Here is a 24,947-nt window from a genome sequence, read left to right as displayed (position 1 = left end):
GCCGTCCGGCGGCGTACGTCACCGCTCTGCGGCAGGTCGGCGGATCCCCCTGGTTTCCCTGGTGCCCCTGGTCTTTCCGGCCGCTGTCTCGCCCTGCGGGGTCGGCCGGGGACGGCTCCCCGCCGGGCCTGAACGCAAGCCGGGCAGTGTCTGCGCCGGACCCGGGCCGGTGCGCAGGCCCGGTCAGTGTCTGCGACGTCAGGCGTCGAGATGTGCGCAGAGGGAACGGCCGGGGGCCGAAGGGACACGCATGCGGCGCAGCAGGCCGCGCGGAGCGCTGGTCTGCTGGTCGCTGGTCCAGGCGATGCCGGGGTGCCGTGAGCGCAGGTGGGACAGGGCCCGGGTGCCGAGGCCGGTGTGGTGGAACCGGGTGTCGATGACGACGGTCGTGATGACTCCCTGGGCACAGGAGTCGCAGAAGCGATAGTGGATCCGGCCGACGACCTGGCGTATGTGGACGAGGAGCAGGCACTCCTCGTCGGGGCCGGAAATGCCGGGAACATGGGTGGAGAGGAAGTCGACCGCCCGGTACGCGAGGACCCTGCGTCGCAGTCGACCGGTGAACCGGCCCAGGCGGGCGTGCCTGACGTAGTGCTGTCCGGCCGGCGGCGTGCTCACCGCGGGCGCCGGGCCGAACAGAGTGCTCGTGGGACGCGCATGTTGTCCGTGCATGAGGAGCGTGTGCCCGGAGCGCGCGGTCCTACCCGTACCGCACGCTCTGCGACCACCGGGGCGACGTCCGTCAACCTGTGGGCATGCCGATCTGCCGCTCTTCGAGCACAGTGCGGAGCCGGCCGATCGCCTCGATCGCGGCCGAACCCGAGGACCCGGTCAGTGTGTCCCCGATCAGTGCGGCAAGCCCCTCGGCGAAGGTCGTCGCCGCCGCGTCGACGAGTCGTGAACCGTCATCGGTGAGGGCCAGCAGTGAGGACCGGCGGTCGGACGGGTTCGGCCGCCGGACGACCCACCCCTGCTTCTCCAGCCGGTCGACGCTGTAGGGCCGCCCGCTTCCCGCCGGGCGAGGGGGTGAGCGCCCATGATCGCGTCCTTGGCGGGTACGGGACCAAGGACCCGCCCGGTCGGGACCGTGTCCGACCGATGGCCGATACCCGCCGGGCGGCGGCCGGGCTCCAATGGAGAGTGTCCAGTCCGTCAGGGGCCTCCGCCGTGCGGTTGCACGCCCAGCGAGACCAGCGAGATGAGAAGGGCCGAAATATCCCGTGCTAGTCATCGACTCCCGTGTTGCGAACGTCGCTCACGCCCGCCTCGCCACCTCACGCTATGTGCAGCAGGCGTGCCCGTGGGCGGATCCCGACGAGGTCGTCCTCGTCATCAGCGAACTCGTGGGCAACGCCGTACGCCACACGGCACGCGGCGCGTGGCAGCTGTGTCTGCGCGGCGACGCGGCGCGGCTCACCGCCGACATCCGGGACAGCAGCCCGACCTCTCCCGCCCCCCGCACCCCCGACCTCGCCGAGGGCGGCGGCATGGGATGGCACATCGCCGAACGGCTGACATCCAGGCTCACGGTCCTTGAGCACCCCGACGGGAAGGTCGTTCGCGCCGAATGGCATGCGTCGGCCACGAAAGACCGGCAGGCGCCGATGAGGGCACCGCGCGGGCTGGTCGGCCAGGCCGCGGCGTAGGCGCCCAGGACGCGTACATCGGCCCGGCCCTGTCGCGCCGCGAGCGCAGTTTCCCGGGCCCCGCCGTCGGTGCTCACGGCGACGCGGTCGTCGATCGACGCACTCGCCGAGAGGGTGCGCGGGGGACTCACTCTTCGATCGGGGGCGGTGCGTGGGCGTTCTGGTCGCCACAGCTGGGTACGCTGTCGCAGTCGGCCCGTGTCGCGGTCGACAGGCGGGCCAGGCCCGCGATGAATCAGGGGGATCCATGACCACCACGAACATCTCACGCGCCGCCGCGCCCGCACCCGTGTCCGCGCCCGCTCCGGCCCCGGACAAGCCCGTACTTTTCAGCGACGAGGCCTCCGCCTCCGCGGTCACCAAGCCCGTACCCGGCCGCGGCCCCGGGCTGCCGAATCCGCTGGACACGCTGACCTGGCAGCAGCCCCCCGCCCGGCAGGACGAGGACGAGTCATGGTGACTTCCGGGCGGTGACTTCCGTACGGTGACGTCTCGGGGCGGCCGTCGCGGAGGGGCGCAACACTGCCGGACTCGCCTCGCCGCCGTCGTCCGTCCGTCTTCGCGCTCGGCGACCGTCCAACTGGCCTTGCGCCGAGCAGAGTTGGAGACGACATGACCCGTGATCCGGCTCCCGCGTTCGATCTCGCGCACCTGCGCGGCCTCCCGCAGCGGAAGGCCAATCCCGAGGCCGCCCGCGCAGAGGCCGTCGTCCTCGAGGAGTTGCTGGCAGTCGGGCTGACCAAGCCGGACCACGCCGCCTACACCAGCATGACGAGGTATCTGTTCCCGGTGACTCCGGCCGAACGGCTCGTCCCCATGGGCCTGCTCAACGACATCCTCTTCTACGTCGACGACCGCTACAGCCCGCACAGGTCCAGCCTCGACGACACGATGTCCCCGGAAGTGGCCGACATGACGGGCAAAGCCATCGACGCGCTGCGCAACGGAGTCGTCGCACGGACGGCTCTGCCGGACGGCGAGGCGATCGGCAGAGGGTTCGCCCGGGTCCACGACCTGTTCGCGCGCAGCGCCCCGCCGCTGCTGCGGGAGCGCCTCGCCACAGCCGTCGAGCAGTGCTTGCTGGCCATGCGACGGCCCGTCAGGGACATCCTCGTCAACGGAACCCCGGACCCCGAGCGCTACACCCGCATTCGCTACGACGACTCCGGGATGAAGGTGGAGGTCGAACTGGCCGACTACGCCCGGGGGTTCCTGCTGTCCGACGAGGTGATCCGGCACCCGGTGCTCGACCGGGCCCGCGACATCACGGTCCACATCGGCGGGCTGATGAACGACCTCTTCTCCTACCAGAAGGAGGTGGTCCGCAACGGGCAGCTGTTCAACCTCGTCCCCGTGCTGCAGGGCGCGTTGGGCTGCTCGCCGCAGGAGGCGTTCGGCGCGGCCGTGCGGCAGGTCAACGAACTGACGGCCGAGTTCGAGGAACTCGCCCTCGCGCCACCGGTGTTCGATGACCGGAGCCTCTGCGACCAGGCCGCCGCCTACCTGGAGTCGCTGGCGGATCAGATAGCGGCGACGTACAACTGGCAGTTCGCCACGAGTCGTTACAAGGACGCGGACTCCGTGGTTCCGCTGCTGCGGGCCGACTGACCCCATCGGCGGCGGTGTTCGTCGTCCGGACCGTCGCCGTGGGTCCCGGACGCGCATGACCGCCCGGCTGTGCGGAGCCGAGGCCCGCGCGCCGCGGGCCACGGTAGGGACGGACGCCGGCCACGACAGGGGCGGACGCGGTGGCGGCCTTGACGGTCTGTGGCGAGGGGCCCACGCAAGGTGGCTTTCGCGGGGCGCGAGTCCTTTTCGCGATGGCCTCGACAGCCCCGGCTCCCCAGAGCGCCCCCGCCGCCCCCTTTCCGCGCGCGATACTGATCCCATGCTTGTCGATACGGTGCGTACGCGAGTCGGGTCGGCCCTCTTCTCCCGCGTGGCGGGGCCGGACGGGCGCGCCAACCGGGCCCGCATCCACGAGACACCCGGGCCGCGCTGGTTCGCGCCCGATTCACCCGTGCGGACCGTCCACGGCGACGCGTCCATGTTCATAGGCGGCATCGCCGCCCTGCTGCTCCAGTCCCTGCACCCGCTCGCCATGGCCGCCGTGGCCGGGCACTCCGGCTACAAGGGCGACCCCTGGGGCCGCCTCCAGCGCACCAGCACCTTCCTGGCCACCACCACCTTCGGCACCGGTGAGCACGCCCAGCAGGCGGTGGACGAGGTGCGCGCCGTGCACGCCCGGATCCGGGGCACCGCCCCCGACGGACGTGCCTACCGTGCCGACGACCCGCACCTGCTCACCTGGGTGCACACCGCCGAGGCGTACTGCTTCCTCGGTGCCCACCAGAGGTTCGGCGCCCATCCGCTGGACGCCGCGGGGTGCGACCGCTACGTCGCCGACGTGGCGCGGGTCGCCCGCGCGCTGGGGACCGACGACGTACCGGCCGATGTGTCCTCGCTGCGCGACCGCCTGAACACCTACCGCCCCGAGTTGCGGACCACCCCGGCCGCGCGCGAGGCGGCACGCTTCCTGCTGCTCACCCCGCCCCTGCCCTGGGCGGTCCGGCCCGCCTACGGAGTGCTCGCGGCGAACGCGGTCGGGCTGCTGCCGCCCTGGGCGCGCCGCGCGCTCATGCTGCCGCACGTCCCGGTGGTGGAGGACACCCTCGTACGGCTGGGGGGCCACGGGATGACCCGAGCCATCCGGTGGGCGATGCGCCCGCCTGCCTGACGCCGGTCGCCCCCTGCCCGGCGCGCACCGCGGACGGCGCCCGCCGCGCGGTTCGCCGCGCGATGCGGTAGGCAGGAACGGTGAGCAAGGACGCCGGCGCTGCCTTCGTGCGGGTCAGAGGCGCGCGTGAGAACAATCTGCGGAACATCGATGTCGACGTTCCGCGGGACGCGATGGTCGCCTTCACCGGCGTCTCCGGTTCCGGCAAGTCCTCGCTCGCGTTCGGCACGCTGTACGCGGAGGCCCAGCGGCGCTACTTCGAGTCCGTGGCGCCCTATGCCCGAAGACTGCTGCAACAGGTCGGCGCACCCCATGTCCAGGACATCACCGGGCTGCCGCCGGCCGTGGCCCTCCAGCAGCGGCGCGGGTCGCCCAGCTCGCGCTCGACCGTCGGCACCCTCACCACGCTGTCCAACCTGCTGCGCATGCTGTACTCCCGCGCCGGCACCTACCCGCGCGGCGCCGAGCGGCTCGAAGCGGAATCGTTCTCGCCCAACACCGCGGCGGGGGCGTGCCCGGAGTGCCACGGCCTCGGCGTCATCCATGACGTCACCGAGGACCTGCTCGTCCCGGACCCTTCGCTGAGCATCCGCGAAGGGGCGATCGCCGCCTGGCCGGGCGCCTGGCAGGGCGCGAACCTGCGCAGCGTCGTGAGCGGCCTCGGCATCGACATCGACCGGCCGTGGCGCAGGCTCAGGAAGAAGGACCGCGACTGGCTCCTGTACACGGACGAGCAGCCCTCCGTGTACGTCGAGCCCGAGGAAGGCCGCATCGACTACGGCTACCAGGGGACGTTCTGGAGCGCCCGCAAACACGTCATGCACGTCCTCGCCGACTCCAAGAGCGAGAAGATGCGCGAACGGGCCCTGCGCTTCGTGCGCAGTGTGCCCTGTCCGGACTGCGACGGCAGCGGACTGCGGCCCGAGGCGCTGGCCGTGACCTTCGCCGGACGTTCCATCGCCGAGCTCAACGCACTGCCGCTGGGCCAGGCCGTGCGGCTGCTGCGCCCCGTCGCGCGGCGCTCGCGTGCCGACGCCGCCACGGCGACCGCCCGGTCGGGGGAGACGACCGAGGTCGCGGTCCGGATCTGCGCAGACCTGGTCGCGCGGATCGACGTCCTGCTCGACCTGGGCCTGGGATACCTCAGCCTCGCCCGCCGCTCCACGACCCTGTCGCCCGGCGAGGCGCAGCGCCTGCGGATCGCCACCCAGCTGCGCTCGGGCCTGTTCGGCGTCGTCTACGTCCTCGACGAGCCCTCCGCGGGCCTGCACCCGGCGGACGCGGAACCCCTGCTCGACGTGCTGGCCCGCCTCAAGGAGGCGGGCAACTCGCTGTTCGTCGTGGAGCACGACATGGACGTCGTGCGGCGCGCGGACTGGGTCGTCGACATCGGTCCCGGCGCGGGCGAGGGCGGCGGACGTGTGCTGTACAGCGGCCCCGTCGCCGGTCTTGAGCAGGTCACGGAATCGGTGACGGCCCCGTACCTGTTCCGGCACACCCGGCCCCTCGACCACCCCGCGCGCACACCGCACGGCTGGCTGCGCCTGCGGGGCGTCACCCGCCACAATCTGCGCGACGTGTCCGTCGACGTGCCGCTCCGTGTCCTGACGGCGGTGACCGGTGTGTCCGGCTCCGGGAAGTCGACGCTGGTCACGCAGGTGCTCGCCGAGGTCGTCCGCGGTCACCTCGGCATCGGGCCCGAGGAGCCGGCGGAGGCGGAGCTCGACGTCGAGGTCCAGGACGCGTCCGGAGTGGAGGCGTTCGACCGCCTGGTGCGGGTCGACCAGCGGCCCATCGGCCGGACCCCCCGGTCCAACCTGGCCACGTACACGGGCATGTTCGACGCGGTGCGCAAGCTGTACGCGGCGACGGACGAGGCCAGGGCGCGCGGCTACTCGGCCGGGCGGTTCTCGTTCAACGTGCCCGACGGGCGGTGCGAGACCTGCCAGGGCGAAGGGTTCGTCGCGGTGGAGCTGCTGTTCCTGCCCGGCACCTATGCGCCGTGCCCGGCCTGCCGGGGCGCCCGGTACAACGCCGAAACCCTGGACGTCACCTACCGCGGCAAGAGCGTCGCGGACGTGCTGGCGCTGTCCGTCGACGCCGCGGCGGCCTTCCTGTCCGACGTCCCGGCCGCCTCGCGCAGTCTGGAGACGCTGCGTGACGTGGGCCTCGGCTATCTGCGTCTCGGTCAGCCCGCGACGGAACTCAGCGGCGGCGAGGCCCAGCGCATCAAACTCGCCACCGAACTGCAGCGGGCCCGCCGCGGACACGCGCTCTACCTGCTCGACGAGCCGACGGCGGGGCTGCACCCCTCGGACATCGCGCTGCTGCTGCGCCAACTGCACCGGCTCGTCGATGCGGGCAACACGGTCGTCCTCGTCGAGCACGACCTGGACACGATCGCCACCGCAGACTGGGTCGTCGACCTCGGCCCGGGAGGCGGCGACGCGGGTGGACGCGTAGTGGTGGCGGGGCCGCCGGCCAAGGTGGCGAAGTCGCGCCGCAGCGCCACCGCGCCCTACCTCGCCGCCCGTCTCGCGCGCCCCTGACGGCGCGGCCGGGGCACAGGGACCACCGGACCGCAGGGCGCGCTGAGCCGCCTCCTCTAGTAACTGCCGTACGTGGGCCTTCCGTTCGGGCGATAGACGGCGAGGACCGTGCCACCCTTCGTCGTGGAGACACTGACCGGCTCCAGTGCGGTGGGGATCGCCCCGTCCGCGAAGAGCCGCTTGCCGGAGCCGATGATCACCGGGTGGATGGTCAGCCGGTACTCGTCCACGAGGTCGTGCCGCATGAGGGTCTGGGCGAGGTCGCCGCTGCCGACGACGTTGATGTTGCCGCCCTCCGACGATTTGAGCGCGCGTACGGCGTCGGCGACGTCGCCCTCCAAAAGGGCCGAGTTCTGCCAGGCCAGGGACGTCAGCGTGCGGGACGCCACGTACTTGGGCGTGCTGTTCATCAGCTCGGTGAACGGGTTGCCGGGATCGGCACTCGGCCAGTACGACGCGAAGATGTCGTACGTCTTGCGGCCGAGCAGCATCGCGTCGGAGTGCTGGTACCAGCCCGCGATGGCGGCGCCGACCTCGTCGTCGGAGGCGTTCTTCTGCCAGCCTCCGTGCTCGAAGCCGCTCCCCGTGTCCTCGTCGGGGCCGCCCGGCGCCTGCATGACGCCGTCGAGCGTCAGGAACGTACAAACCACGACCTTGCGCATGATGTCCTCCCTTTCGTTGGGAGGTAGACCGTGGGGCCGCCCAGAACTCATCGCTGGAGCTGCGACGAAGGGCGACGCCCGTCGGCCCGGACGCCCGGCACACGACGCCCATGCCCTTCCACGGCGGTGCGGCCCTGCCGCGCATCACGTGGATGACGCCGACAGGACCACCGCCGCGCCTCAGCCGGTCGGCTGCTGCGCCGCGCGCACGACCACCAGGCGCAGGGTGCTCTCGTTGTTGTGGCCGCTGATCGCGAACAGGCGGGTGCCGTCGGGTGCCCAGGCGAGGCCGCGGGGCCGCAGGTTGCCCGAGTCGTACCCGGTGGCCGGCGCCAGGGAGACCGTGCGGTAGGGGGCGTCCGCCCCCGAACGGTAGAGGTACACGTCCGGGTCGGGATCGGTGCTGTTCACTCCGGCCGCCACGTCACCGCGCGAGGAGACGGCGACCGCGTTCGGATAGCTGGTGCTCGGGTAGGTGTGCCCCTCGGCGAGGTCCGGCAGCCGGAACGAGGGATGGTGGTACGGCGCCCCCGAGGCGGTGAGCAGGGTCTTGCCGTCCGGGGTGATCGCCAGATCGCTGAAGTTGGAACTGCCGCCGGGCTGCCACACCGTGGTGCGGAGCACGGGGCCGCTCCCGGAGGTGTCGTACACCGACAGCGTGCCGGGAGACGTGTTCTGGTCGGCGACGACGAGCGTGCCGGGTGCCGCGGGAGAGGTCGCGAGCAGGGGCGCGCCGCCGAACGCGCCCTGCGGGACGAGGCCCAGACGCACGGTCGGAGTGGGCGAGTTGAGCGTGAGGGAGCCGACGCTCGCCTCCCACTGCTCTCCGTAACTGAAATAGAGGGTCGGCCCGTTCAGCGCGGCGTGCAGGGGGGCGGTGCCGGCCCCCGTGGGTATGCGGGTGCGTTCGCGGGCCGAGCCGGTGTCGATGGCGCTGATCGCGTCGCCCAGGGCGAGCGGCGCGTAGAGCGTGCGGGAGTCGGCGGACAGCTCCAGGTCGCACACGCCCGGCAAGTTCTTGATGGTACGGATCAAACGGCCCTGATAGTCGGCCACCAGCACGCTGCCCGATGTGTAGTCCGAAATGAACACGTGCTGGTGGAACGGGTCGACAGCGAGATCGCAGTGGTAGGAAATCGGCAGGGCGGTGCCGGCGTCCGTCGTCTCGGCCTGCGACGCCGGGGCGGTCGCGCAGCACAGGCCGACGGCGGCCGCGAGTGTCAGCAAGAGACGGGCGCGGCGCATTCCTCTTCGCATCGGGGTCCTTTCCCAGCAAGGAGGACCACGACCGGTGCGTGTCGCCGCCGTGTCGCGGTCCATGGCCGCCTGGGAGTACCCGCGCGTTGTCCGCCTACGCTCCGCGCGGCTCAACCCTCACAAGTGAGATCGTTTGTTCCGGCAGGAGTGCACCGCCGTCGGGACCTCGGCTGTATGCGATGAACTGCTGGCGCGAGAGCGGCAGTTGGGGGTGTACGCCCGGCCGGGGCGCAGTCGCTTCGCGCGTCCGGTGTCCGGTTCGGTACGGCGCGGACCCCGCAGTGCCGCGGCTGCGGGGTCCGGCGCGTTCGCGGTGGACGTCCTGCCGCGCCGTCGGGTCCAAGGAGATCAGCCTCGGACCGTCAGGCGTGTGCAGTACTCGTCAGGCCGCGGTCAGTTGGAGCAGGATCCCGGGGCCAGCAGGCCGAGCCCGCACAGGAGGTTGATGCCGATGCCGGTGTTGCCGTGGCTGCTGGTGCTCGGCGGCGGGTCCTGGGGGTCGCTCTGGGCGGCGGCGCTGCCGACGCCCGCGAGGAGCGTGGTCGCAGCAAGCACGGTGGCGGCCAGGAAGGTGCGTAGACGCATTGTTTCGTTTCTTTCACTTCGAGCCGGAACGGGTTTTCCAGCCCGTGGTTTCCATGGTTTGGTGCGCATGCGTCCCGCGCATTTCCTGGGGCGGCATTGGAGTGCCTGCCCCGCGATACCGGGCTAAGACCTGGTCCGGGGCCAAAGGTTGACTGCACGCGACGTGCCCCGGGGTGTCAGAGCTGTCACGCCACTCCATCGGGCCGTGGCACCGCATAGCCGGGTACGGACGGCCACCGAACGGTGAGCACCACCGACTCCTCCTCCGCGCACCACGAGTGGTCGACCCCGCGCCCCCACACCACGTAGTCGCCCTGTCGCTCCAACAGGACGCTGCGCTCGGGGAGTTCAACGCGGAAGCGTCCGCCGATGAGAACCAGGAGGGCGGTGCGGGCCTCGCCCTCCACCCATTGCGATCGCCTGTCACCACGGGGGTGGACGCCCCACTTGATCTCCACGTCCTGGCTGTGCCGAGGATCATCGGCGTCCTTGAAGTGCCCGAGGAGCCAGCCCCGGTCCAGTGCCGCGTCGTTGCCCGCATTGCCCACATACACGCTGTCGTTCACGTGACGGGACGCTAACACCCCGAAGAGCGGGGACAAGGCCCATGGTCAACAGCGTTGGACGTAGGCCTACTTGAGTCACGAGGCCGCCTTCGCGTCGGCTCGATCACGACCCGCGACCACCGGCGCCGATCGTGCCGCTGGAGGGGCGGGCGCCCGTGGAACGTCAGGGCGCGCCCGTGGGGGAGATGCGGACGACCAGCTCGGAGGGGGCTGAGGCGGGCGGTGGGTGCGGAAGTGCGCGGCCCGGAGCGCCGGGGGTGATCGAGCCGAGGACGCTCGCGCGGCGCGCGCCGGTGCAGGCGGGGATGGTGCCCGGCAGGCCGTGGGCGGTGAGCCAGCCGAGGACCGCGAACGCGTACGCCTCCTTCGCGTCGGACGGCAGCCCGAGTTCATCCGAGGTGCGCAGCGCGACGGCGCCGGTGCCCCGGACGCCGGCCAGCTCCTGCGCCAGCCATCGCATCAGCGTCGGATTGCGCGTCCCGCCGCCCGAAGCGATCACTTCCGTGGGGCCGTAGGGGCGCAGGGCGTCGGCCACGGTGCGTGCGGTGAGACGGGTCACCGTGGCGAGGACGTCCTCGGCGGACAGGGGCCCGCACGCCGCGAGGCGGGTGCGCAGATAGGGCCAGTGGAACAGTTCCCTGCCCGTCGTCTTCGGGGCGGGCAGCGCGTAGTACGGCTCGTCCAACAGCCTTTCGAGCAGCGCCTGTTGGACGGTGCCCCGCGCGGCGAGCGCGCCGTCCGGATCCATGGACGGGGCGGGGCCCGAGCCGTCGGCACACGCCAGCTCGCCCGCTGCCGCGTCGATGAGCGCGTTGGCGGGGCCGGTGTCGAAGGCGAGGGGCGCACCGGCCGGTCCCTGCGGCAGCACGGTCACGTTCGCGATGCCGCCGAGGTTCAGCGCCACCGGCACGCCCGGCCGGCCCCCGAGCCACAGGACGTCCACGACGCTCACCAAGGGCGCGCCCTGGCCCCCGGCGGCCACGTCGCGGGTCCGGAAGCCGGACACCACCGGGCGGCCCGTCGCCTCGGCGATCCAGGCCGGCTCGCCGATCTGGAGGGTCCCGCGCACCCGCCCGCCCTCGGCCCAGTGGAAGACGGTCTGCCCGTGCGAGGCGATCACATCGGCCTGCCCGTCGCACAGTTCGGCGTCGGCACGGACGGCCAGCGCGGCGAACTCCTGCCCGATGCGGGTGTCAAGCCGGCACACGGTGGCCAGGTCGGTGCGGGCGGGCGGCAGCGACCTGGCCAGTTCCGTACGCAGCCCGGGTCCGTAGGGAGCGCTGATGGCACCGAGCGGGGTGAGGACCAGGGTGCTGCCTTCCAGGGCCAGATCGGCCGCGGCGGCGTCGATGGCGTCGCACGACGTTCCGGACATCAGGCCGATCACCCGCAGGGCGTGGGTCCGTGGCCGGCTCGGACACGGCTCGGCCGGGCGCACGGCCGGAGGCGCGAGCCCCTCGTCCTGGCTCGCGGTCCGGGCCGGGGGCCCCTCGTCGTGCCCGGCGGCGTTCATCGCAGGCTCCCCTGGTGGGTGTCCTTGCGCAGGGTGAGCAGGGCGGCGAGGCTGACCGTGCAGGCGGCCGAGGCGTAGTAGGCGGGGATGTCCGCGTCGCCGGTCCGCTCGATCGCCTCGGTGATGATCAGTCCGGCGCATCCGGAGAACACCGCGTTGGACAGCGCGTACGCGAGCCCAAGTCCCGTGTAGCGCACGGTGGTTGGGAACATCTCCGCGAGCATGGCCGGCCCGGGCCCCGCCATCAGGCCCACCGCGCCGCCCGCGGCGACGAGCAGCATCCCTTTCCCGTACGCCGGTGTACCGGGGTCCTGCACCAGGTTGAGCATGGGCAGCGCGAACACGGCGACCAGCAGCGCCCCGGTCAGCATCACCGGGCGTCGCCCGATCCGGTCGCTCAGTGCGCCGGCGGGCAGGATCGCCGCCGCGAAGCCGAGGTTCGCCAACGCGGTGGCCAGCAGCGCCTGTTGGAGGGAGGCGTCGGTGGTGCGCTGGAGGTAGGAGGGCAGGACCACCAGGAAGGTGTATCCGGCCGCCGACCACCCGGTCAGCCGCCCGATGCCCAGAGCGATGGCGCCGGCCGTCGCCCTGGCGGAAGGACGCTCCGGGGGCGCGCTCTCCCGTGTCGGCGCGGCGGCGCTGAAGGCGGGTGTCTCGTCCAGGTGGAGCCGCAGCCACAGGGCGCCGAGTCCCAGCGGCAGGGTGAGCAGGAACGGCAGCCGCCAGCCCCAGCCGTTGAGCTGTGCTGTGGTCAGCACCGTTGCCAGGACCGCTGTGGCGCCGGAGCCCGCGAGCAGGCCGGCGGCCACGGTGAAGGACTGCCACGCCCCGTAGCGTCCTCGCCGCCCGGGCGGCGCGAACTCCGTCATGAGCGCCACGGCGCCCCCGAACTCCCCGCCCGCGGACAGCCCTTGGACGATGCGCAGCACGGTGAGCAGCCAAGGCGCGGCGGCGCCGAGTGAGGCGTAAGTCGGCAGCGCGCCGATGAGGGTGGTCGCGCCGGTCATCAGGCAGATGACCAGGATGAGCACGGGGCGGCGGCCGAGCCGGTCGCCCAGCCTTCCGAACAGGGCGGCACCGACGGGCCGGAAGAAGAACGCGAGCGCGAAGGAGGCGTACGTCTTCACCAGGCCTTCGGCTTCGCTGCCACCCTCGGGCGTGAAGAATTGCGCCGCGATGACGGTGGCGAGATAGCCGTAGACGCCGAACTCGTACCACTCGATGAAGTTGCCGACGGATCCCGCCAGCAGCGCCCGGCGGGGCCCGGACGGCCCGGCCGCATTATGAGACCGGACCGGAGCGGGGTCGGGTGAGGTCATGCAGCCAAGGGTGCTGACCCGGGCCGGGCCCGCACAAGTCCCCTCCGCCATCTGCCACGGACAGCCCGGTTGTCCGGGGTGACCCTCGCCCGGTCGGCGGGTGCACCACGGGACACCTGGCGGCGGGCCGGCGCCCTCGATGCCGACGGCGACCGGCTCAGATCACCTCGTCCAACTCGGCCTGCATGCGCGTCGCTTCGCCGTCGCGGGCAACGGCCTGGGCGAGCAGCATCCGCAGTACGAGAACGATGAGCGCGACCCCGAGGACGGCCACACCGATGCCGGCCATGATGACGGTGACGCCGGGGTCGTCGCGCTGGCCCGGCGCATTGATGGCGGTGACCGTGAACCACAGCAGGGCGATCGCCGTGATCGCGCCGGCGATCCCGTCCACGTACCGGAAAGCGGCGTCCGAGAACACGGTGCCGCGACGCACCATCGCCACCAGGCGCCACACGCACACCAATGCCACCTGGGCCGCCGCCATGCCGAGCACCGTGACCACGCGGAAGGCGGCCAGCGGCAGCGACCCGTCCTCCGGGTCGCGACCGGTGATCAGAGTCCACAGCATGAAGACCTGCACCAGCGCGGTGCCGGTGAGCACCACGGCGAGCACGGCGCGCAGTGCACGCACGGTCAGTTTTCCCACGAGGCATCCTTCCAACGAGCAACGATGGAAATCTATCGTTTCTCGATAGAGCGGGCAAGGGGTGGGAGTGGGGTCGGGTGGTAGTGGGTGCGCGGATCGAGTCGTCCGGACCCGGCCCGGGGTCTTACGCCTCGGGCTCGGCCAGGCGGCTCAGGAGGGTCATGACGTCGTCGTGCTCCACCGGCCCGAAGAAGCGCGCGTCGACCTCCTCGACGGCGGCGATCGCGCGCGGGGCCAGCTCGGCGCCGGCGCCGGTGACGCGCAATCGCTTGGCCCGGGTGTCGGCGGGATCGACCTCGCGCTCGATCAGGCCCTTGGTCTCGAGAGAGCGCAGGACTTGGGAGGCCATCTTGACGTCGGTGCCGGACTGGCGGGCCAGCGTCTGTTGGTTGGGGTGCTCGCCGTGCGTGTTCAGCCACCAGGTGCAGGCGAGCAGAACGAACTGGACGTGGGTGAGGTTCAGGGGCCCGAGCGCGGCGGCGATCTCGCGCTGCCAGCGCAGGGTGGCGTGCCAGAGCAGGAAACCGGGACTGTCCCGGGGTGCGAGGGCCATCAGGCTTCCGCGAGCTTGACGAGGGCGGCCACGGTCTCGGGCCAGTCTCCGGTGACGGCCGGGCCGATCTGTGGGCCGAGTTGGTCGGCGCCGCCGCCGGTGATCTCCATGCGGTACGTCACCCGTACGCGGCCCTGCTCGGCCGGGTTGAGCCGGTGGAGGGTGCGCAGGAGGAGCCCGTCGAACCGGGCCTCGTCCACGAACTGCTGGTGGGTGACCGCCTCGGCGACCACCAGGTGCACGGGGTCCTCGCCGGCCGGTGTCATCACGATCTCGGCCCCCGTCGCGAACGGGCCGTTGATGCGGATGTCTGCGATGTCGGCGTTCCAGGCGCCCCAGTTCTCGACGTCGGCCCACAGCCGCCAGATCGCCTCGGGGGTGGCACTGGTCTCAAGGCTGTACTCGTATGTCCACATCGGTGAGCTCCTGGGTGGTGAAACTGCGAGATTGTCTACGGGGAGATTATCTCTGCGCAGACTATTTGTCCAGGGGGTGCTCGGCTGTGCCCGGCCGTTCCGGGCTGAGGTGCGGCTCGCCACGTCAACAGTGCTGATGCGATGGGCAGTTGGGCGGCACAGGGCTCACCGAACTCGGCAGGACGGACACGGACCTGGACGTGGGCGGGCCCCCACGGGGTGGGGACGGGACGCGTGCGGGGCCGCGCGAGGTGGGGACGGGTCGCATGCGGGGTCCGCGCGAGGCGGGGTGGCTACGGGCCAATGCGCCGCAGACTCAGCGCGCAGAGGGTCGCCCAGGACAGGGCGGCTCCCGCAGCCTTCAGGCGGGCTCGCCGGCTGTCCAGCCGGGTTCCGAAGAGCACGGCGTCCGACGTGTCCGCGGCGACCCGGCACCAGGTGACCAGGCGCCGCGCATCCTCTCCGTTGGCGGCAACCATCGCGAGGCCGATCACTGTGTCGCGGGCGCCGAAGGCCCGGATCAGCAGGGCCGTATCGCGGGGCACGCCGCCGCCCGGTGCCGACGGCAGATCGCACGGATTCGCCAACCAGGCGGGCCTGGCCATGATGGCCGCGCCGTAGAGCGCGGTCGCGGCTCCGAGCAGCCGGTTGACGTCCACTGTCTCCATGGCGTCCACGTCCCTCCCGTCGTGCGTGAGTGCCGCCGCCGCTGCGCGCCCCGGACGCGGGGCGGCAAGTCAGCAGGTGCCCCGGTGGCCCGGTGGCCCGGCGACTCGGTGGCAGGCGGCCCGGCGACTCGGCTGCTCTTACGCGTCCACCATCGCGCGCCCACGGGCTCTGCGCGACCGGCGAACGGCTGCCGGTCGTGGCCCCGGTTGCTGCGCGGCCGCCTGCGGGGGCCCGCGCGGTGGAGGGCGCCGACCCAGCGGGTGCGCGATCGGTCGGGCTGCGCGAGCCTGAGGGCATGACTGATCCGCTCGTACCTCCCGAGGAGACGCCGCCCGCGGAAGGCTCGACCGCCGAGGCCCACGAGGAGCGACCGGACGGCGGCCTCTGGGAACACCCCCGGTTCTGGTTGTGGCTGATCGCGGCCGGGGCCGTGCTCGTCGCAGCCTTTTTCATTGCGCGCGTCATCGCTCTGTGACGTACGTGTGCCGGGCCCTGGCCGGCCCCGGTGCGCGCGGGGCCCAGCGCCCTACGCGGGCTCGGCGGCGTCGAGCGTGGTGAGCCCGTCCTCCCATCGTCGGCGTCGCTCTTCGTGGCTCTGTTCCCACCACGGAGTGCCTCGCTCCCCGAGCGCGACCTTCGCGAGCTGCACGCGCTCGCGCGCGCTCCGCTCCGCCGCTTCGTCCCCGTCGGAGAGCGCCGCGCGCACCGCACGCCGCGCTGCCATGAGGTGCTTGCGGAGACGGGAGGCGGTGTCCTCGGGGAGCATGGGATCGGTCGCCCGCCATCGGCGTCCCTTGATGATGACGAAGTGCCCGTCAGGAGTGTGCGGGGGGTGTTGGTCCGAGGACATGCGGCGATTCTGCCCGGTCCGTCACGGTTTCACCAGATCTTCAGATGCCGCCCAGATCAGGGCCCCCAGGGTCATGGCCGCCTCGGTCGCGGATGTCGACGGTGGGCAGGTCGCCGAGTTCGCCGCCGCCCGAGCGCGTTGGTGCCAGCTCGTCCGGATCCGAGAGCTCGTCGAGCATCAGCCTCTCGCTTTCCGGCGGGCGGCGGCCGGACGACGGGACGGCCGGATCGGCCGGAGGTTCTGGCGCCACGCCAGTCCGCCCCTTCCGGCGCCGCTCGATCCGCGCCGGGCGCCCTGGATGACGAAGGCGGGACGTCGGCTCGGATCCTGACGGGGGCGACATGTGGCCGGGGTCGGCGGTGAAGCGTCGTACCGAGTCGGCCAGCACGCTCAGGCGGAGGACGTTGCGCTGGTGCACGGCTTCACCCGCCATGCGCGTGAGATCGTCGGCGAGACCGAGGAACGTGGGATGCAGAACGTACTTCCCCACTTTGACCACCGCCTCCCACGTCTCGTCACCGCAAGCCAGGTCCGCGAGGACGGTGGCGGTCCAGCTTTCGGGAGAGCTGTGCGGAAGCATCAGCCGCCCCAGCACGTCGAAGGCGTCGGCGGCCTGGCGCTCTCCCAGGTGCGGCAACTCCGCCTTACCCGCCAGGCCGAGATCGGCCTCCGTCCACCTGTGGGCCAGTGCGTGCACGGCGAGTTGTACCGAGGTGCGGACGAATTCCCCCTCGGCGGCGCGTCCGACCGGTGGGGTCACGCGGTGCTCAGGGCCGAGCATCGCCTGAATCCGCCCCGCCAGTACGCCGAGGGCCCAAGCCCGGTGCTGATCGTCCGACGCGTTACGGAGGACCCGAGCCGCGTCACGTGCTGCCCGTAGCGTCCCGCGCGCCAGCTGATCGAAATGGTCAAGTGACGTGGCGGCCCACTGACTTGGGTCGACCGGGTCGACGATCGCGCTCACGTTGCTCCCCTTCGTCAGCCGGGTCGCCTTGTCCGCAGTGTGCGCGCGAAGGATGGGTACGTCCAGGGGTACCCTTGATGTCCTGAACAACCGCCGGCGGGGGCGCGGAGGCCGACTCGTCCCTCGCCCAGCGCCCCTGCTGCACCCCCGCACGCCCCATTGCCGCCCTTGATCGTCTGCCTGGCCCCGCGATGGGGTGGTGCCGGACGGCGGTCCGACCGGGACTCCGTCAGCCCGACGATCGGGGATGCGGCATGACGGACGCGGGCAAAGGCGCCTCGGTACCAAGCCCCAGCGTGAACGTGGGGGCGGCGACGGCTCCGGACGCCTCGGGCTGGGGGCGGGCCGTGGTGATCGGCGGAGGGTACGCCGGGCTGTTGGCGGCGCGGGTGCTGGCCGACCACTTCGCCGAGGTCCTGGTGCTGGAGCGGGACGCGGTCGACCGCACGACGGGCGCCCATCCCAGCGCGCCGCAGGCCTACCACGCGCACGCGATGCTGGCCAAGGGCGCCGAGCTCCTGGAGCGGCTCTTCCCGGGCCTGCGTGCGGAGTTGGAGCAGCTCGGGGCTCCGGTCTATGACTATGGTGAACGCATCAGCTTCCTTCTGCCCACCGGGTACGCCGTGCGCGCCACCACCGGCGTACGGATCCAGTCCTTCACCCGGGACGAACTGGAACGTCGCATCCGGGGCCGGGTGTTCGGCCTGCCACAGGTCCATGTGCTGGGCGGGGTACGGGTGTTGGGGCTTGGTCGAGGGCCGGACGGGCGAATCGATCGGGTCCGGTATCGGTCCGAGGCGAGCGAGGACCGTACGCGGCCGCCCGGAGGCGGGGCCGAGCCGGCGGGAGGTGGGGCCGAGCCGGCCGGAGGCGGGACCGAACTGGCCGGCAGCGGAGTCGAGTCGGACGAAGACGGCATCCGGCAGGCTGGCGAACGCGCCGGGGGAGAGGCCGGGGGAACCGTGGGCCAGGAGGTCACCGCCGACCTGGTGGTCGACGCCTCCGGCCGGAGCACCTCGATCGACGACTGGCTGGCCGAGGCCCGGCTGCCGGTCTCGGCGAGGAACACGGTGAGGGCGAAGATCACCTACACCACGATGGTCTTCGACCGCAGCCCCGAGGACAAGGGCTACGACATCGCCTACCAGATGACGTTCGCCCCCTCGGTGCGCCGGGGCGGTGCCATGCTCGCGGTGGAACACGGCCGCTGGGTCTGCTCGCTGTTCGGCTTCGAGCAGCACCCGCCCACCGACCCGGACGGCTTCCTCGACTACGCGCGCAGCCTGGACAATCCCCAGCTGGCGGAGCAGATCGCCCGCCGCAGCCGCCACGACGTGCTGCACCGTTACACCAACCCCGGCAGCACCTGGCGCCTGCACCACCGCAATCCCGGCTGGCCGGAGGGACTGATCGCCATCGGCGACGCGCTCTGCGTCTTCAACCCGGTCTACGGACAGGGGCTGACCGTGCCCGCCATCGAGGCCGACGCGCTCGGCTCGCTCCTCCGGCATCGCCGCTCCACCGGCGCGGGCCTGACCGGTCTGAGCCGGCAGTACCTGCGTGCGGCGGCCGGGATCATCAAGGTGCCGTGGTCCCTGTCCACCACCTCGGACCTGATGTGGAACCCGGACGGCCAACCCCTGGCCGCCCGTTTCGCGCACTGGTACAACCGACAGGTCTTCGCACTGGCCCGGCACGACGCCGACGTCTGGACCCGCTTCGTCAAGATCGCGAACATGACGGCGTCGTCGTCGCTGCTGATGCACCCCTCGGTCCTCGCCAAGATCGCGCGACAGGTCGTCACCCACCGCTCGAAGCCCACCCACTGACCGCTCTCCTCGGTCCGTCCCCGGGACAGTGGAGGCCGTCCACCGTCCCCCGACAAGCCGGATCGTCGACACCGAGGTGACGCCGGCGAGTGCGTCGGGGGAGGGGCGGATCCGATGGTCGCGCACGGCGGGTGCGGCGTCAGGAGAGCTGCGCTTCGGGGGCGAAGGCGGGCAGCTGCTCCAGGCTGCTGCGCACCGCCTCGGTGCCGTACGCGAACATCTGCCGCTCGTAGTCGCCGACCGCGCTGAGCAGGTTCCGGCGGCCTTGATCAGCCTCGATCAGATGGCGGCGCAGGAGGTCGGCGTCGCGCAGCGCGGTGTTCGCGCCGTTGCCACCGGTCGGGGAGGTGGCGTGGATCGCGTCGCCGAGCAGCGTCACCGGGCCGGGCGCCCAGCGCTCACCGGGCTTCACCACCCGGATGGACAGCAGCGTGGTGTTGTCCGGGTCGGCCTGCTCGATCAGCGCGTGAAGCTGCGGGTGCCACCCTCGCATCCTGGACAGCACGGCGTCCTGCGCGGTCGCGTCCTCCAGCGAGCCGTTCGGAGGCAGGATCATGGCCCAGCGCACGTAGTCGCCGATGTCGGGCAGGCTAACGTCCGGCGCGAGTCGCTCGGCGGCCTGCTTCGGCGGAGTACGGAAGCGCATCGCGCCGAGCAGCAGGCTGACACCGTCGCCCGTGATCTTCGAACCGTAGGCCTTGGACAGATCGGCGAATTCGCCGGTCAGCGGGGTGCGGCCGATCACGAAGCGGACTCCGGTGTCGACCGGGGTGGTTCGGGGCGCGAGCACGCCCCGGACGGCGGACGCGACGCCGTCCGCGCCGACCAGCAGATCGGCGGTGACCGGGTCGCGGCGAGCGAACCGGGCCCGAACCATGCCGTCGGCCTTCACGTCGTAGCCGGTGAGCGCGGCATCGGTGTGCACGTCGAGTCCCGTCAGCAGGAGGTGTCGCAGCACCTGCCGGTCGACCACGATGCCGGTCCGGCCCCCGCCGAGCCGGCCGATCTGGTTCAGCTGCGGGTCGAGGACGAGCTGCTCGGCGGAGGCGTCCATGACGATCTCGTCGAGCAGCGGGTGCCAGCGCGGCGGTAGGCAGTCCCGCACCGACTGGAAACCGGCCGGATTCAGCACGAGCCGGTAGCCCTGGAAGCGCGCGGCGATCGACGGGTCGCGCTCGAACACGGCGGCCTCGATCCCGGCGCCGCGCAGCCCCTGTGCGAGGGCCAACCCACCCAGGCCGGCTCCGACGATGGAAACGCGCATCAACAACCTCCGGGGAGTGGAACGAACTGAACTTAGTTCGTTTCGGGGAACTAAGTTCTCTCAGGTGAACTTAGTTCGTGTCAAGGTGGGCGGGGGCGCGGGCTGTCCCTCGTGGGCCTGGCGCTCGGGGCTTATGTCCAGCCGGTGCTGAGGGCGGCGAGCGCGGCGAGGCCTGCGGCCGTCGCGGGTTCTTCTGCCGTGCCGGGCCGGACGGCGGTCTCGATCGTGCGGGCGAGCGTGGAGTCCGTGACGGGTCGTGCCGTCAGGCCGGGCGGGAGGTGGGTGGTGGCCATTTCGGGGATGAGGGCGCTGTGGCCACTGCTCGCCGCGAGGGCCAGCATCGCCGAGAAGTCCGTACAGGTGTGGCGGACCTCGGGGGTGAAGCCCGCCGACCTGCACGCGTGGAGCACGGCGTCTCCGCAGGCAGTGTGCTGCGGGGCGACGATCCATGGAGTGTCCGCGAGCTCTCGCAGGTCGATCCGGGCCGCGCCGGGGCGTGCGGCGGGGTGGTCGTCGCGCAGGACCGCGAGCAGCGGGTCGGTCCGCAGCGTGCGGGTTTCGACGCCCGGGTGGGGCGGCGTGGCCAGGTTGGTGTACCGGTAGAGCAGGGCGATGTCGACGCGTCGCTGGAGCAGCAGCCGTACGGCGCCTTCGGGTTCGGCCTCGGTGATGTGCAGCCGCAGCTCCTCGTGGGTCTTCTCCAGGATTGTGCTGAGCGGGGCCGCCACCGGTGCCAGCGCGCTGGGGAAGCAGGCGAGGTGGAGGGGGCCGGTCGGCGCTCCGGGGTCGGCGTGCAGTTTCGTGCGGGCTCGTTCGAGAGCGGTGAGCACGTCCTCGGTGTCCTCGGCCAGTTGGCGTCCGGCGGCGGTGAGGTGGACGGAACGCCCGGTGCGCTCCACCAGGCTGCGCCCCGTCTCTTCCTCCAGGAGCCGCAGCTGCTGGGAGACGGCCGAGGGTGTGACCCTGTGGAGGTCGGCCACGGCGGTGACCGTGCCATGAGCAGCCAGGTCCCGGAGGAGGACGAGTCGTCTGACGTCGAGCATAAGTTCATCTTAAAGACGAGCTGAAGGGAATGTAGCTGGACGCCGGGCACGCTGGGCGGCGACCCTGGGTGCTTCCCGCAGACGACCAGCAGTCCCAGGAGACTTCCGTGCGCGCCACCGTGATCCACGGCCCCCATGACATCCGGATAGAAGAAGTCCCCGACCCGGAGATCCGCGAGGCGACCGATGCCGTGGTGCGGGTGGTCAACGCCTGCATCTGCGGCAGCGACCTGTGGGCGTACCGCGGAGTGGCGGCGAGGGTCGCGGGTCAGCGCATCGGCCACGAGTTCCTCGGCATCGTCGAGGAGGTCGGCTCCGAGGTCGCGGGATTCGCGCGCGGCGACTTCGTCGTGGCTCCGTTCGTGTGGTCCGACGGCACCTGCGCCTACTGCCTCGATGGCCTGCACACCTCCTGCCCGCAGGGCGGCTTCTGGGGCGAGGTCGGCTCGGACGGCGGCCAGAGTGAGGCCGTCCGCGTCCCGTTCGCCGACGGCACCCTGGTCAAGCTGCCCAAGGAGACGGCGGGGGAGGAGAAGCTGCTGCCCAGCCTCCTCGCCCTGAGCGACGTGATGAGCACCGGCCATCACGCCGCGGTGACCGCCGGCGTCCGCCCGGGAGCCACTGTCGCCGTGGTCGGTGACGGCGCGGTCGGCCTGTGCGGCGTCCTCGCCGCTCACCGGCTGGGCGCCGGCCGGATCATCGCGCTCGGCCGGCACGGGCAGCGCACCGCGATCGCCCGCACCTTCGGTGCCACCGACGTGGTTGCCGAGCGTGGCGAGGCAGCGGTCGAAGCGGTCAGGGAGCTGACGGGCGGCCAAGGCGCCCACGCGGTCCTGGAGGCCGTCGGCACCGAGGAGTCGATGCGTACCGCGATCTCCATCGCCCGGGACGGCGGCGCCGTCGGCTATGTCGGCGTACCGCACGGTGGCAGCGCCGGCGTCGACATCTCGCAGATGTTCAACCGGAACGTGACACTGGCCGGCGGTGTCGCTCCCGCCCGCGCGTACATTCCCGAGCTGCTGCCGGACGTCCTGTCCGGTGCGATCGAGCCGGGCCTCGTCTTCGACAGCACCGTCGGACTGGACGGTGTGCCGGACGGTTACCGCGCCATGCACGAACGCGAGGCGCTGAAGGTCCGCATCGCCTTCTAGCCGGGGTGGGCCGTGGCCGGTTGCTCGGGCCGAGCAGCCGAGCAGCCGAGCAGCCGAGCAGGGTAAGAGCCGAGGGGCCGGGGCGCCCCGAGCCCCCGGCGTCCGGCCGGACGCCGGGCGCGGCCGGCGCTCAGGCGGGCTGAGGTGTGAGCCTCTTGTGGCCCTTGCGGTCGTAGTAGCCGGTCATCGCGAAGCCGAAGACGAGGGCGAGGACGGTACCGATCGCGATCATCAGCCAGGCGCGGTCGAGCCCCGCGTCCCCGCGTGCGCCGAAGTACAGGATCGCGCGCGTCCCGTCGCTGAGCTGGCGCATCGGCTCGAAGTGGGCCAGGAAGCGGTAGAACCCGGGGACCGCCTGGAGCGGGATGGTGGCACCCGATGACGGGAGGCCGAGCACGATGAAGACGAACATGGACACCAGCTGACCGAGCCCCCCGAACGCGGCATTGATCGCCTGTACGCCCAGGCCGACGGCGAGGCAGGCGCAGTACGAGTAGACCCACAGCAGCGGAATGTGGGAGGCGTCCATGCCGAGGATGGCGACACAGGCCACCAGTACGAGAGAACTGCTGAGGAGCGCGATGCCCGCCGTCATGACCATCTTCACGAGGAGTGTCTGGGTGCGGTTGACCGGAACGGTCGGGCGGCGGGTGTGCCAAGGACCGATCTCGTTGTCCGCGTAACCGAGCGCGGTGTCGACGCCATTGCTGATCACGTTGCCGCCCATGAACCCGGCCAGGACGAGCAGCAGGGTGTAGTAGAAGGCGCTGAGGCCGAGTCCGCTGTGGGTTCCGATCGGGTGCCCCACGACGGTGGCGATCTTGACGGGGTCCGCGAGCAGCAGCTTCGTGGTGGGGTTCACCGAGGTGCCGAGGGAGGCGGTGAGCTGCTTGCCGATGGCCTGAGAGGCCTGTCGGGCGGCCTGGGTGGTGATCTGGGAGGCGAGGGACGAACCGAGGCTGCCCTTGCCGGGGTTGGTGAGCACATTGATGGTCGGCGTCCGCCTGGCGCCCGCCGTAGTGAGGGCGGTGACGGAGTCGGTGAACCCGGCCGGGACGACGAGGGCCCCGTAGACCTTGCCCGAATCCAGTTGGTCCTGGGCCTGCGCACGGGTCAGCCGGCGCCACTGGGCCTTGCCGCCCGCGTCGTCCGCACCGATGGCCGCGGTGATCTGTGCCCCCAGATTCTCCTTCCGGCCGGGCGGCGGCGCGCCCGTGTCGTCGTTGACGAGGGCGATGGGCAGGTGACGCAGATCCTGGCCGGGATGGACGACGCCGCCCATGTAGAGGAGGGACAGCAGCAGGGCGAGCAGCCCGGTGAGGATCGTGGGCACCAGCCACAATCGCGGGCGGCGCACCAGCGTGGCGGCACGCACGCCGGGGGCGCCGGGGCCAGTCCCTGAACCGGCACTGCCGGGATCGTGGGGGGCGGGTTCAGGAGCGCTGGGCACGGACATTCCGTCTCCATGGTTCCCGCGCATGCGGGGAGTTGATGGTCGGCTGCGGCCGACGGGACGCGAGACGCCCGCCGATCACACGGGGCACCAGCATGCGGCCCGGCGTGGCTCGAACCGTGACACGGCTCGCCCCGAGTCGGCCCGATGCCCCGCACGCCGGACGGCCGGCGGCAGCAGGCGTCCCCGGCACTCATCCCTGAGGGCGCGGAGGCCGCCCCGCCCGGGGCGTCGTCAGCGGCGCTGCCTACCCGGTCAGGGCCATGCGCCACCGGCTCCGGTGAGCGGCACCCTGTCGTGCCGCATGCGAGTTCGGTTAGGCTTGCCTTTGCTGTCTGGTGAGCGTGGGTGAGCGACAGACGGCGTCGTTGGTTCCCCGGCCCCGAGCGGCAGTGGCCACTGGACAGGACGGGCAGATGCGGGATGCGGGTGAGAGACGGTGACCGAGCGGGTGGCGAGCGCACACCGGGGCACCGCCGCGCGCGAGCGGGAGGCTCTTGCTGCCGCACCGGAGCTGATGACGGGGTGCTGGGGTGCGGTGAAGTGCGGTGAGGTGCGGTGAATAAGGTCGCGCTCACGGCCGGCGCCCTCTACGTCATCGTGCTGCTCCGCGCCGGGGGCACGTTCGCCGTCGGATGGCTCGCCGGAGCCGGTGCCCGGCGCAGCCGGTTCGGCGCACGTATCTCCTCCGGGAAGTTCATGCGGGCCGAGCGGGCGGTCCAGCGGTGGGGCGCGCCGATGGTGGCCCTCTCGTTCCTGACCGTCGGTTTCCAGACCGCCGTCAACTTTCTCGCCGGCAGCCTGCGCATGCCGCTGCGCCGCTACCTCCCCGCGCTCCTCATCGGAGGCGCGGCCTGGGCGCTCATCTACGCGACCGCGGGCCTCGGCGCGCTCGCCCTGCTGGGACGGCTCTTCGCCGGGCACGCTGTCCTCGGGGGCGCGGCTGGGGCGGGCCTGCTCCTCGCCGTGTGCGGGGCGGTCCTGTACCGCAGGAGGAAGGCGGCGCGGCCGACGGGCGGTTCCGTGACCACCGATGACCGCGTAGCCACCGATGACCGCGTGGTCACCGAAGGAGCGTGAGGGGCTCCGCCCCAAGTCGTAGGCGCAGCAAGGCACTTCGGGTCACTCGGACCACCTTCGCGGGCTGCCCGGGGCGGCGCGTGCCACGCCGACGGCACGGCGAACGCCGAACGCACCTCCGACGCCGAAGTCCCCGCGGGTGCGGGCGCCGCCGCGGTTGAGACGCCCGGCGGTGTCCCGGCCGCCTAGAGA

General features: G+C 72.1%; 26 protein-coding genes. 9 read left to right on the top strand and 17 right to left on the bottom strand.

Translation table 11 applies throughout. The features are described from left to right. Positions 1-198: 198 nt before the first annotated feature. Positions 199-618, bottom strand: coding sequence for a hypothetical protein (locus ACGF3I_RS00255; RefSeq protein WP_393128232.1), 420 nt, complete (start codon positions 616-618; stop codon positions 199-201). Positions 619-742: 124 nt separating this feature from the next. Continuing rightward, complete coding sequence (locus ACGF3I_RS00250; RefSeq protein ID WP_393128231.1) at positions 743-1,231, bottom strand: MarR family winged helix-turn-helix transcriptional regulator; 489 nt, start codon at positions 1,229-1,231, stop codon at positions 743-745. On the opposite strand from ACGF3I_RS00250, the gene ACGF3I_RS00245 reads away from it, so the two are divergent. From ACGF3I_RS00245 to uvrA, 5 genes are all read left to right on the top strand, one after another. Beyond that, positions 1,221-1,646, top strand: coding sequence for an ATP-binding protein (locus ACGF3I_RS00245; protein ID WP_393128230.1), 426 nt, complete (start codon positions 1,221-1,223; stop codon positions 1,644-1,646). The two genes, ACGF3I_RS00250 and ACGF3I_RS00245, sit on opposite strands and share 11 nt — an antisense overlap. A gap of 247 nt (positions 1,647-1,893) precedes the next feature. Then, a complete protein-coding gene (locus tag ACGF3I_RS00240) occupies positions 1,894-2,106 on the top strand; it encodes a hypothetical protein (RefSeq protein WP_393128229.1) in 213 nt (70 codons plus the stop codon). Positions 2,107-2,258: 152 nt separating this feature from the next. Continuing rightward, complete coding sequence (locus ACGF3I_RS00235; RefSeq protein WP_393128228.1) at positions 2,259-3,254, top strand: hypothetical protein; 996 nt, start codon at positions 2,259-2,261, stop codon at positions 3,252-3,254. Positions 3,255-3,534: 280 nt separating this feature from the next. Further along, positions 3,535-4,383 carry an oxygenase MpaB family protein gene (locus ACGF3I_RS00230; RefSeq protein WP_393128227.1) on the top strand — a complete coding sequence of 283 codons (849 nt, stop codon included), beginning with the start codon at positions 3,535-3,537 and terminating at the stop codon, positions 4,381-4,383. A gap of 80 nt (positions 4,384-4,463) precedes the next feature. Further along, on the top strand, positions 4,464-6,932 hold the full coding sequence (gene uvrA / locus ACGF3I_RS00225) for an excinuclease ABC subunit UvrA (RefSeq protein ID WP_393128226.1): 2,469 nt from the start codon (positions 4,464-4,466) through the stop codon (positions 6,930-6,932). A gap of 56 nt (positions 6,933-6,988) precedes the next feature. On the opposite strand, the gene ACGF3I_RS00220 is transcribed toward uvrA, so the two are convergent. The 10 genes from ACGF3I_RS00220 to ACGF3I_RS00175 form a co-directional block, all read right to left on the bottom strand. Continuing rightward, entirely contained in the window at positions 6,989-7,594 is a 606-nt protein-coding gene (locus tag ACGF3I_RS00220) for a dihydrofolate reductase family protein (protein ID WP_393128225.1), read from the bottom strand. Positions 7,595-7,774: 180 nt separating this feature from the next. After that, positions 7,775-8,851, bottom strand: coding sequence for a YncE family protein (locus ACGF3I_RS00215; protein ID WP_393128224.1), 1,077 nt, complete (start codon positions 8,849-8,851; stop codon positions 7,775-7,777). A gap of 393 nt (positions 8,852-9,244) precedes the next feature. Next, entirely contained in the window at positions 9,245-9,436 is a 192-nt protein-coding gene (locus ACGF3I_RS00210; RefSeq protein WP_393128223.1) for a hypothetical protein, read from the bottom strand. 185 nt (positions 9,437-9,621) lie between these two features. Beyond that, positions 9,622-10,002 carry a signal peptidase I gene (locus ACGF3I_RS00205; protein ID WP_393128222.1) on the bottom strand — a complete coding sequence of 127 codons (381 nt, stop codon included), beginning with the start codon at positions 10,000-10,002 and terminating at the stop codon, positions 9,622-9,624. A 163-nt stretch (positions 10,003-10,165) separates the two neighbouring features. Then, positions 10,166-11,395 (bottom strand): anhydro-N-acetylmuramic acid kinase, encoded by a 1,230-nt coding sequence (locus tag ACGF3I_RS00200; RefSeq protein WP_393129069.1) that lies wholly within the window; start codon positions 11,393-11,395, stop codon positions 10,166-10,168. 116 nt (positions 11,396-11,511) lie between these two features. Beyond that, positions 11,512-12,834 (bottom strand): MFS transporter, encoded by a 1,323-nt coding sequence (locus tag ACGF3I_RS00195; protein WP_393128221.1) that lies wholly within the window; start codon positions 12,832-12,834, stop codon positions 11,512-11,514. 157 nt (positions 12,835-12,991) lie between these two features. Beyond that, positions 12,992-13,483, bottom strand: a complete 492-nt coding sequence (locus ACGF3I_RS00190) for a DUF2975 domain-containing protein (RefSeq protein WP_393128220.1) — start codon at positions 13,481-13,483, stop codon at positions 12,992-12,994. Between the two features lie 124 nt (positions 13,484-13,607). Then, positions 13,608-14,036: a MarR family winged helix-turn-helix transcriptional regulator gene (locus ACGF3I_RS00185; protein WP_393128219.1), complete on the bottom strand. Its 429-nt coding sequence runs from the start codon at positions 14,034-14,036 to the stop codon at positions 13,608-13,610. Next, positions 14,036-14,452: a polyketide cyclase gene (locus tag ACGF3I_RS00180; RefSeq protein WP_393128218.1), complete on the bottom strand. Its 417-nt coding sequence runs from the start codon at positions 14,450-14,452 to the stop codon at positions 14,036-14,038. The genes ACGF3I_RS00185 and ACGF3I_RS00180 overlap by 1 nt, the downstream gene beginning before the upstream one ends. A 293-nt stretch (positions 14,453-14,745) precedes the next feature. Next, entirely contained in the window at positions 14,746-15,120 is a 375-nt protein-coding gene (locus ACGF3I_RS00175; protein WP_393128217.1) for a hypothetical protein, read from the bottom strand. Between the two features lie 239 nt (positions 15,121-15,359). Here ACGF3I_RS00175 and ACGF3I_RS00170 point away from each other — a divergent pair, with 239 nt between their 5' ends. Next, entirely contained in the window at positions 15,360-15,596 is a 237-nt protein-coding gene (locus tag ACGF3I_RS00170; RefSeq protein ID WP_393128216.1) for a DUF6480 family protein, read from the top strand. Positions 15,597-15,647: 51 nt separating this feature from the next. Here the strand turns inward: ACGF3I_RS00170 and ACGF3I_RS00165 are convergent, their stop codons facing one another. Together ACGF3I_RS00165 and ACGF3I_RS00160 are read right to left on the bottom strand one after the other, a co-directional pair. Beyond that, positions 15,648-15,971: a hypothetical protein gene (locus ACGF3I_RS00165; RefSeq protein WP_393128215.1), complete on the bottom strand. Its 324-nt coding sequence runs from the start codon at positions 15,969-15,971 to the stop codon at positions 15,648-15,650. Positions 15,972-16,011: 40 nt separating this feature from the next. Then, positions 16,012-16,935, bottom strand: a complete 924-nt coding sequence (locus ACGF3I_RS00160; RefSeq protein WP_393128214.1) for a hypothetical protein — start codon at positions 16,933-16,935, stop codon at positions 16,012-16,014. Between the two features lie 254 nt (positions 16,936-17,189). Between ACGF3I_RS00160 and ACGF3I_RS00155 the strand changes: the two genes are divergently transcribed. After that, positions 17,190-18,764 (top strand): FAD-dependent oxidoreductase, encoded by a 1,575-nt coding sequence (locus ACGF3I_RS00155; RefSeq protein ID WP_393128213.1) that lies wholly within the window; start codon positions 17,190-17,192, stop codon positions 18,762-18,764. Positions 18,765-18,903: 139 nt separating this feature from the next. Here ACGF3I_RS00155 and ACGF3I_RS00150 read toward each other — a convergent pair whose 3' ends face one another. Together ACGF3I_RS00150 and ACGF3I_RS00145 are read right to left on the bottom strand one after the other, a co-directional pair. Then, positions 18,904-20,028, bottom strand: a complete 1,125-nt coding sequence (locus tag ACGF3I_RS00150; protein ID WP_393128212.1) for an FAD-dependent oxidoreductase — start codon at positions 20,026-20,028, stop codon at positions 18,904-18,906. Between the two features lie 131 nt (positions 20,029-20,159). Next, entirely contained in the window at positions 20,160-21,071 is a 912-nt protein-coding gene (locus ACGF3I_RS00145) for a LysR family transcriptional regulator (protein ID WP_393128211.1), read from the bottom strand. Positions 21,072-21,178: 107 nt separating this feature from the next. Between ACGF3I_RS00145 and ACGF3I_RS00140 the strand changes: the two genes are divergently transcribed. Beyond that, positions 21,179-22,222 carry a zinc-dependent alcohol dehydrogenase family protein gene (locus ACGF3I_RS00140; RefSeq protein ID WP_393128210.1) on the top strand — a complete coding sequence of 348 codons (1,044 nt, stop codon included), beginning with the start codon at positions 21,179-21,181 and terminating at the stop codon, positions 22,220-22,222. A gap of 130 nt (positions 22,223-22,352) precedes the next feature. On the opposite strand, the gene ACGF3I_RS00135 is transcribed toward ACGF3I_RS00140, so the two are convergent. Next, positions 22,353-23,597: a YhgE/Pip domain-containing protein gene (locus ACGF3I_RS00135; protein ID WP_393128209.1), complete on the bottom strand. Its 1,245-nt coding sequence runs from the start codon at positions 23,595-23,597 to the stop codon at positions 22,353-22,355. A 636-nt stretch (positions 23,598-24,233) separates the two neighbouring features. Between ACGF3I_RS00135 and ACGF3I_RS00130 the strand changes: the two genes are divergently transcribed. Beyond that, positions 24,234-24,755, top strand: coding sequence for a DedA family protein (locus ACGF3I_RS00130; RefSeq protein ID WP_393128208.1), 522 nt, complete (start codon positions 24,234-24,236; stop codon positions 24,753-24,755). The last annotated feature ends 192 nt before the right edge of the window (positions 24,756-24,947 follow it).

Origin of the sequence: Streptomyces sp. NPDC048111, assembly GCF_043202815.1 — a bacterium.
In the GTDB taxonomy this organism is placed as follows: Bacteria; Actinomycetota; Actinomycetes; order Streptomycetales; family Streptomycetaceae; genus Streptomyces.
This window is presented reverse-complemented; position numbering and strand designations above follow the sequence as displayed.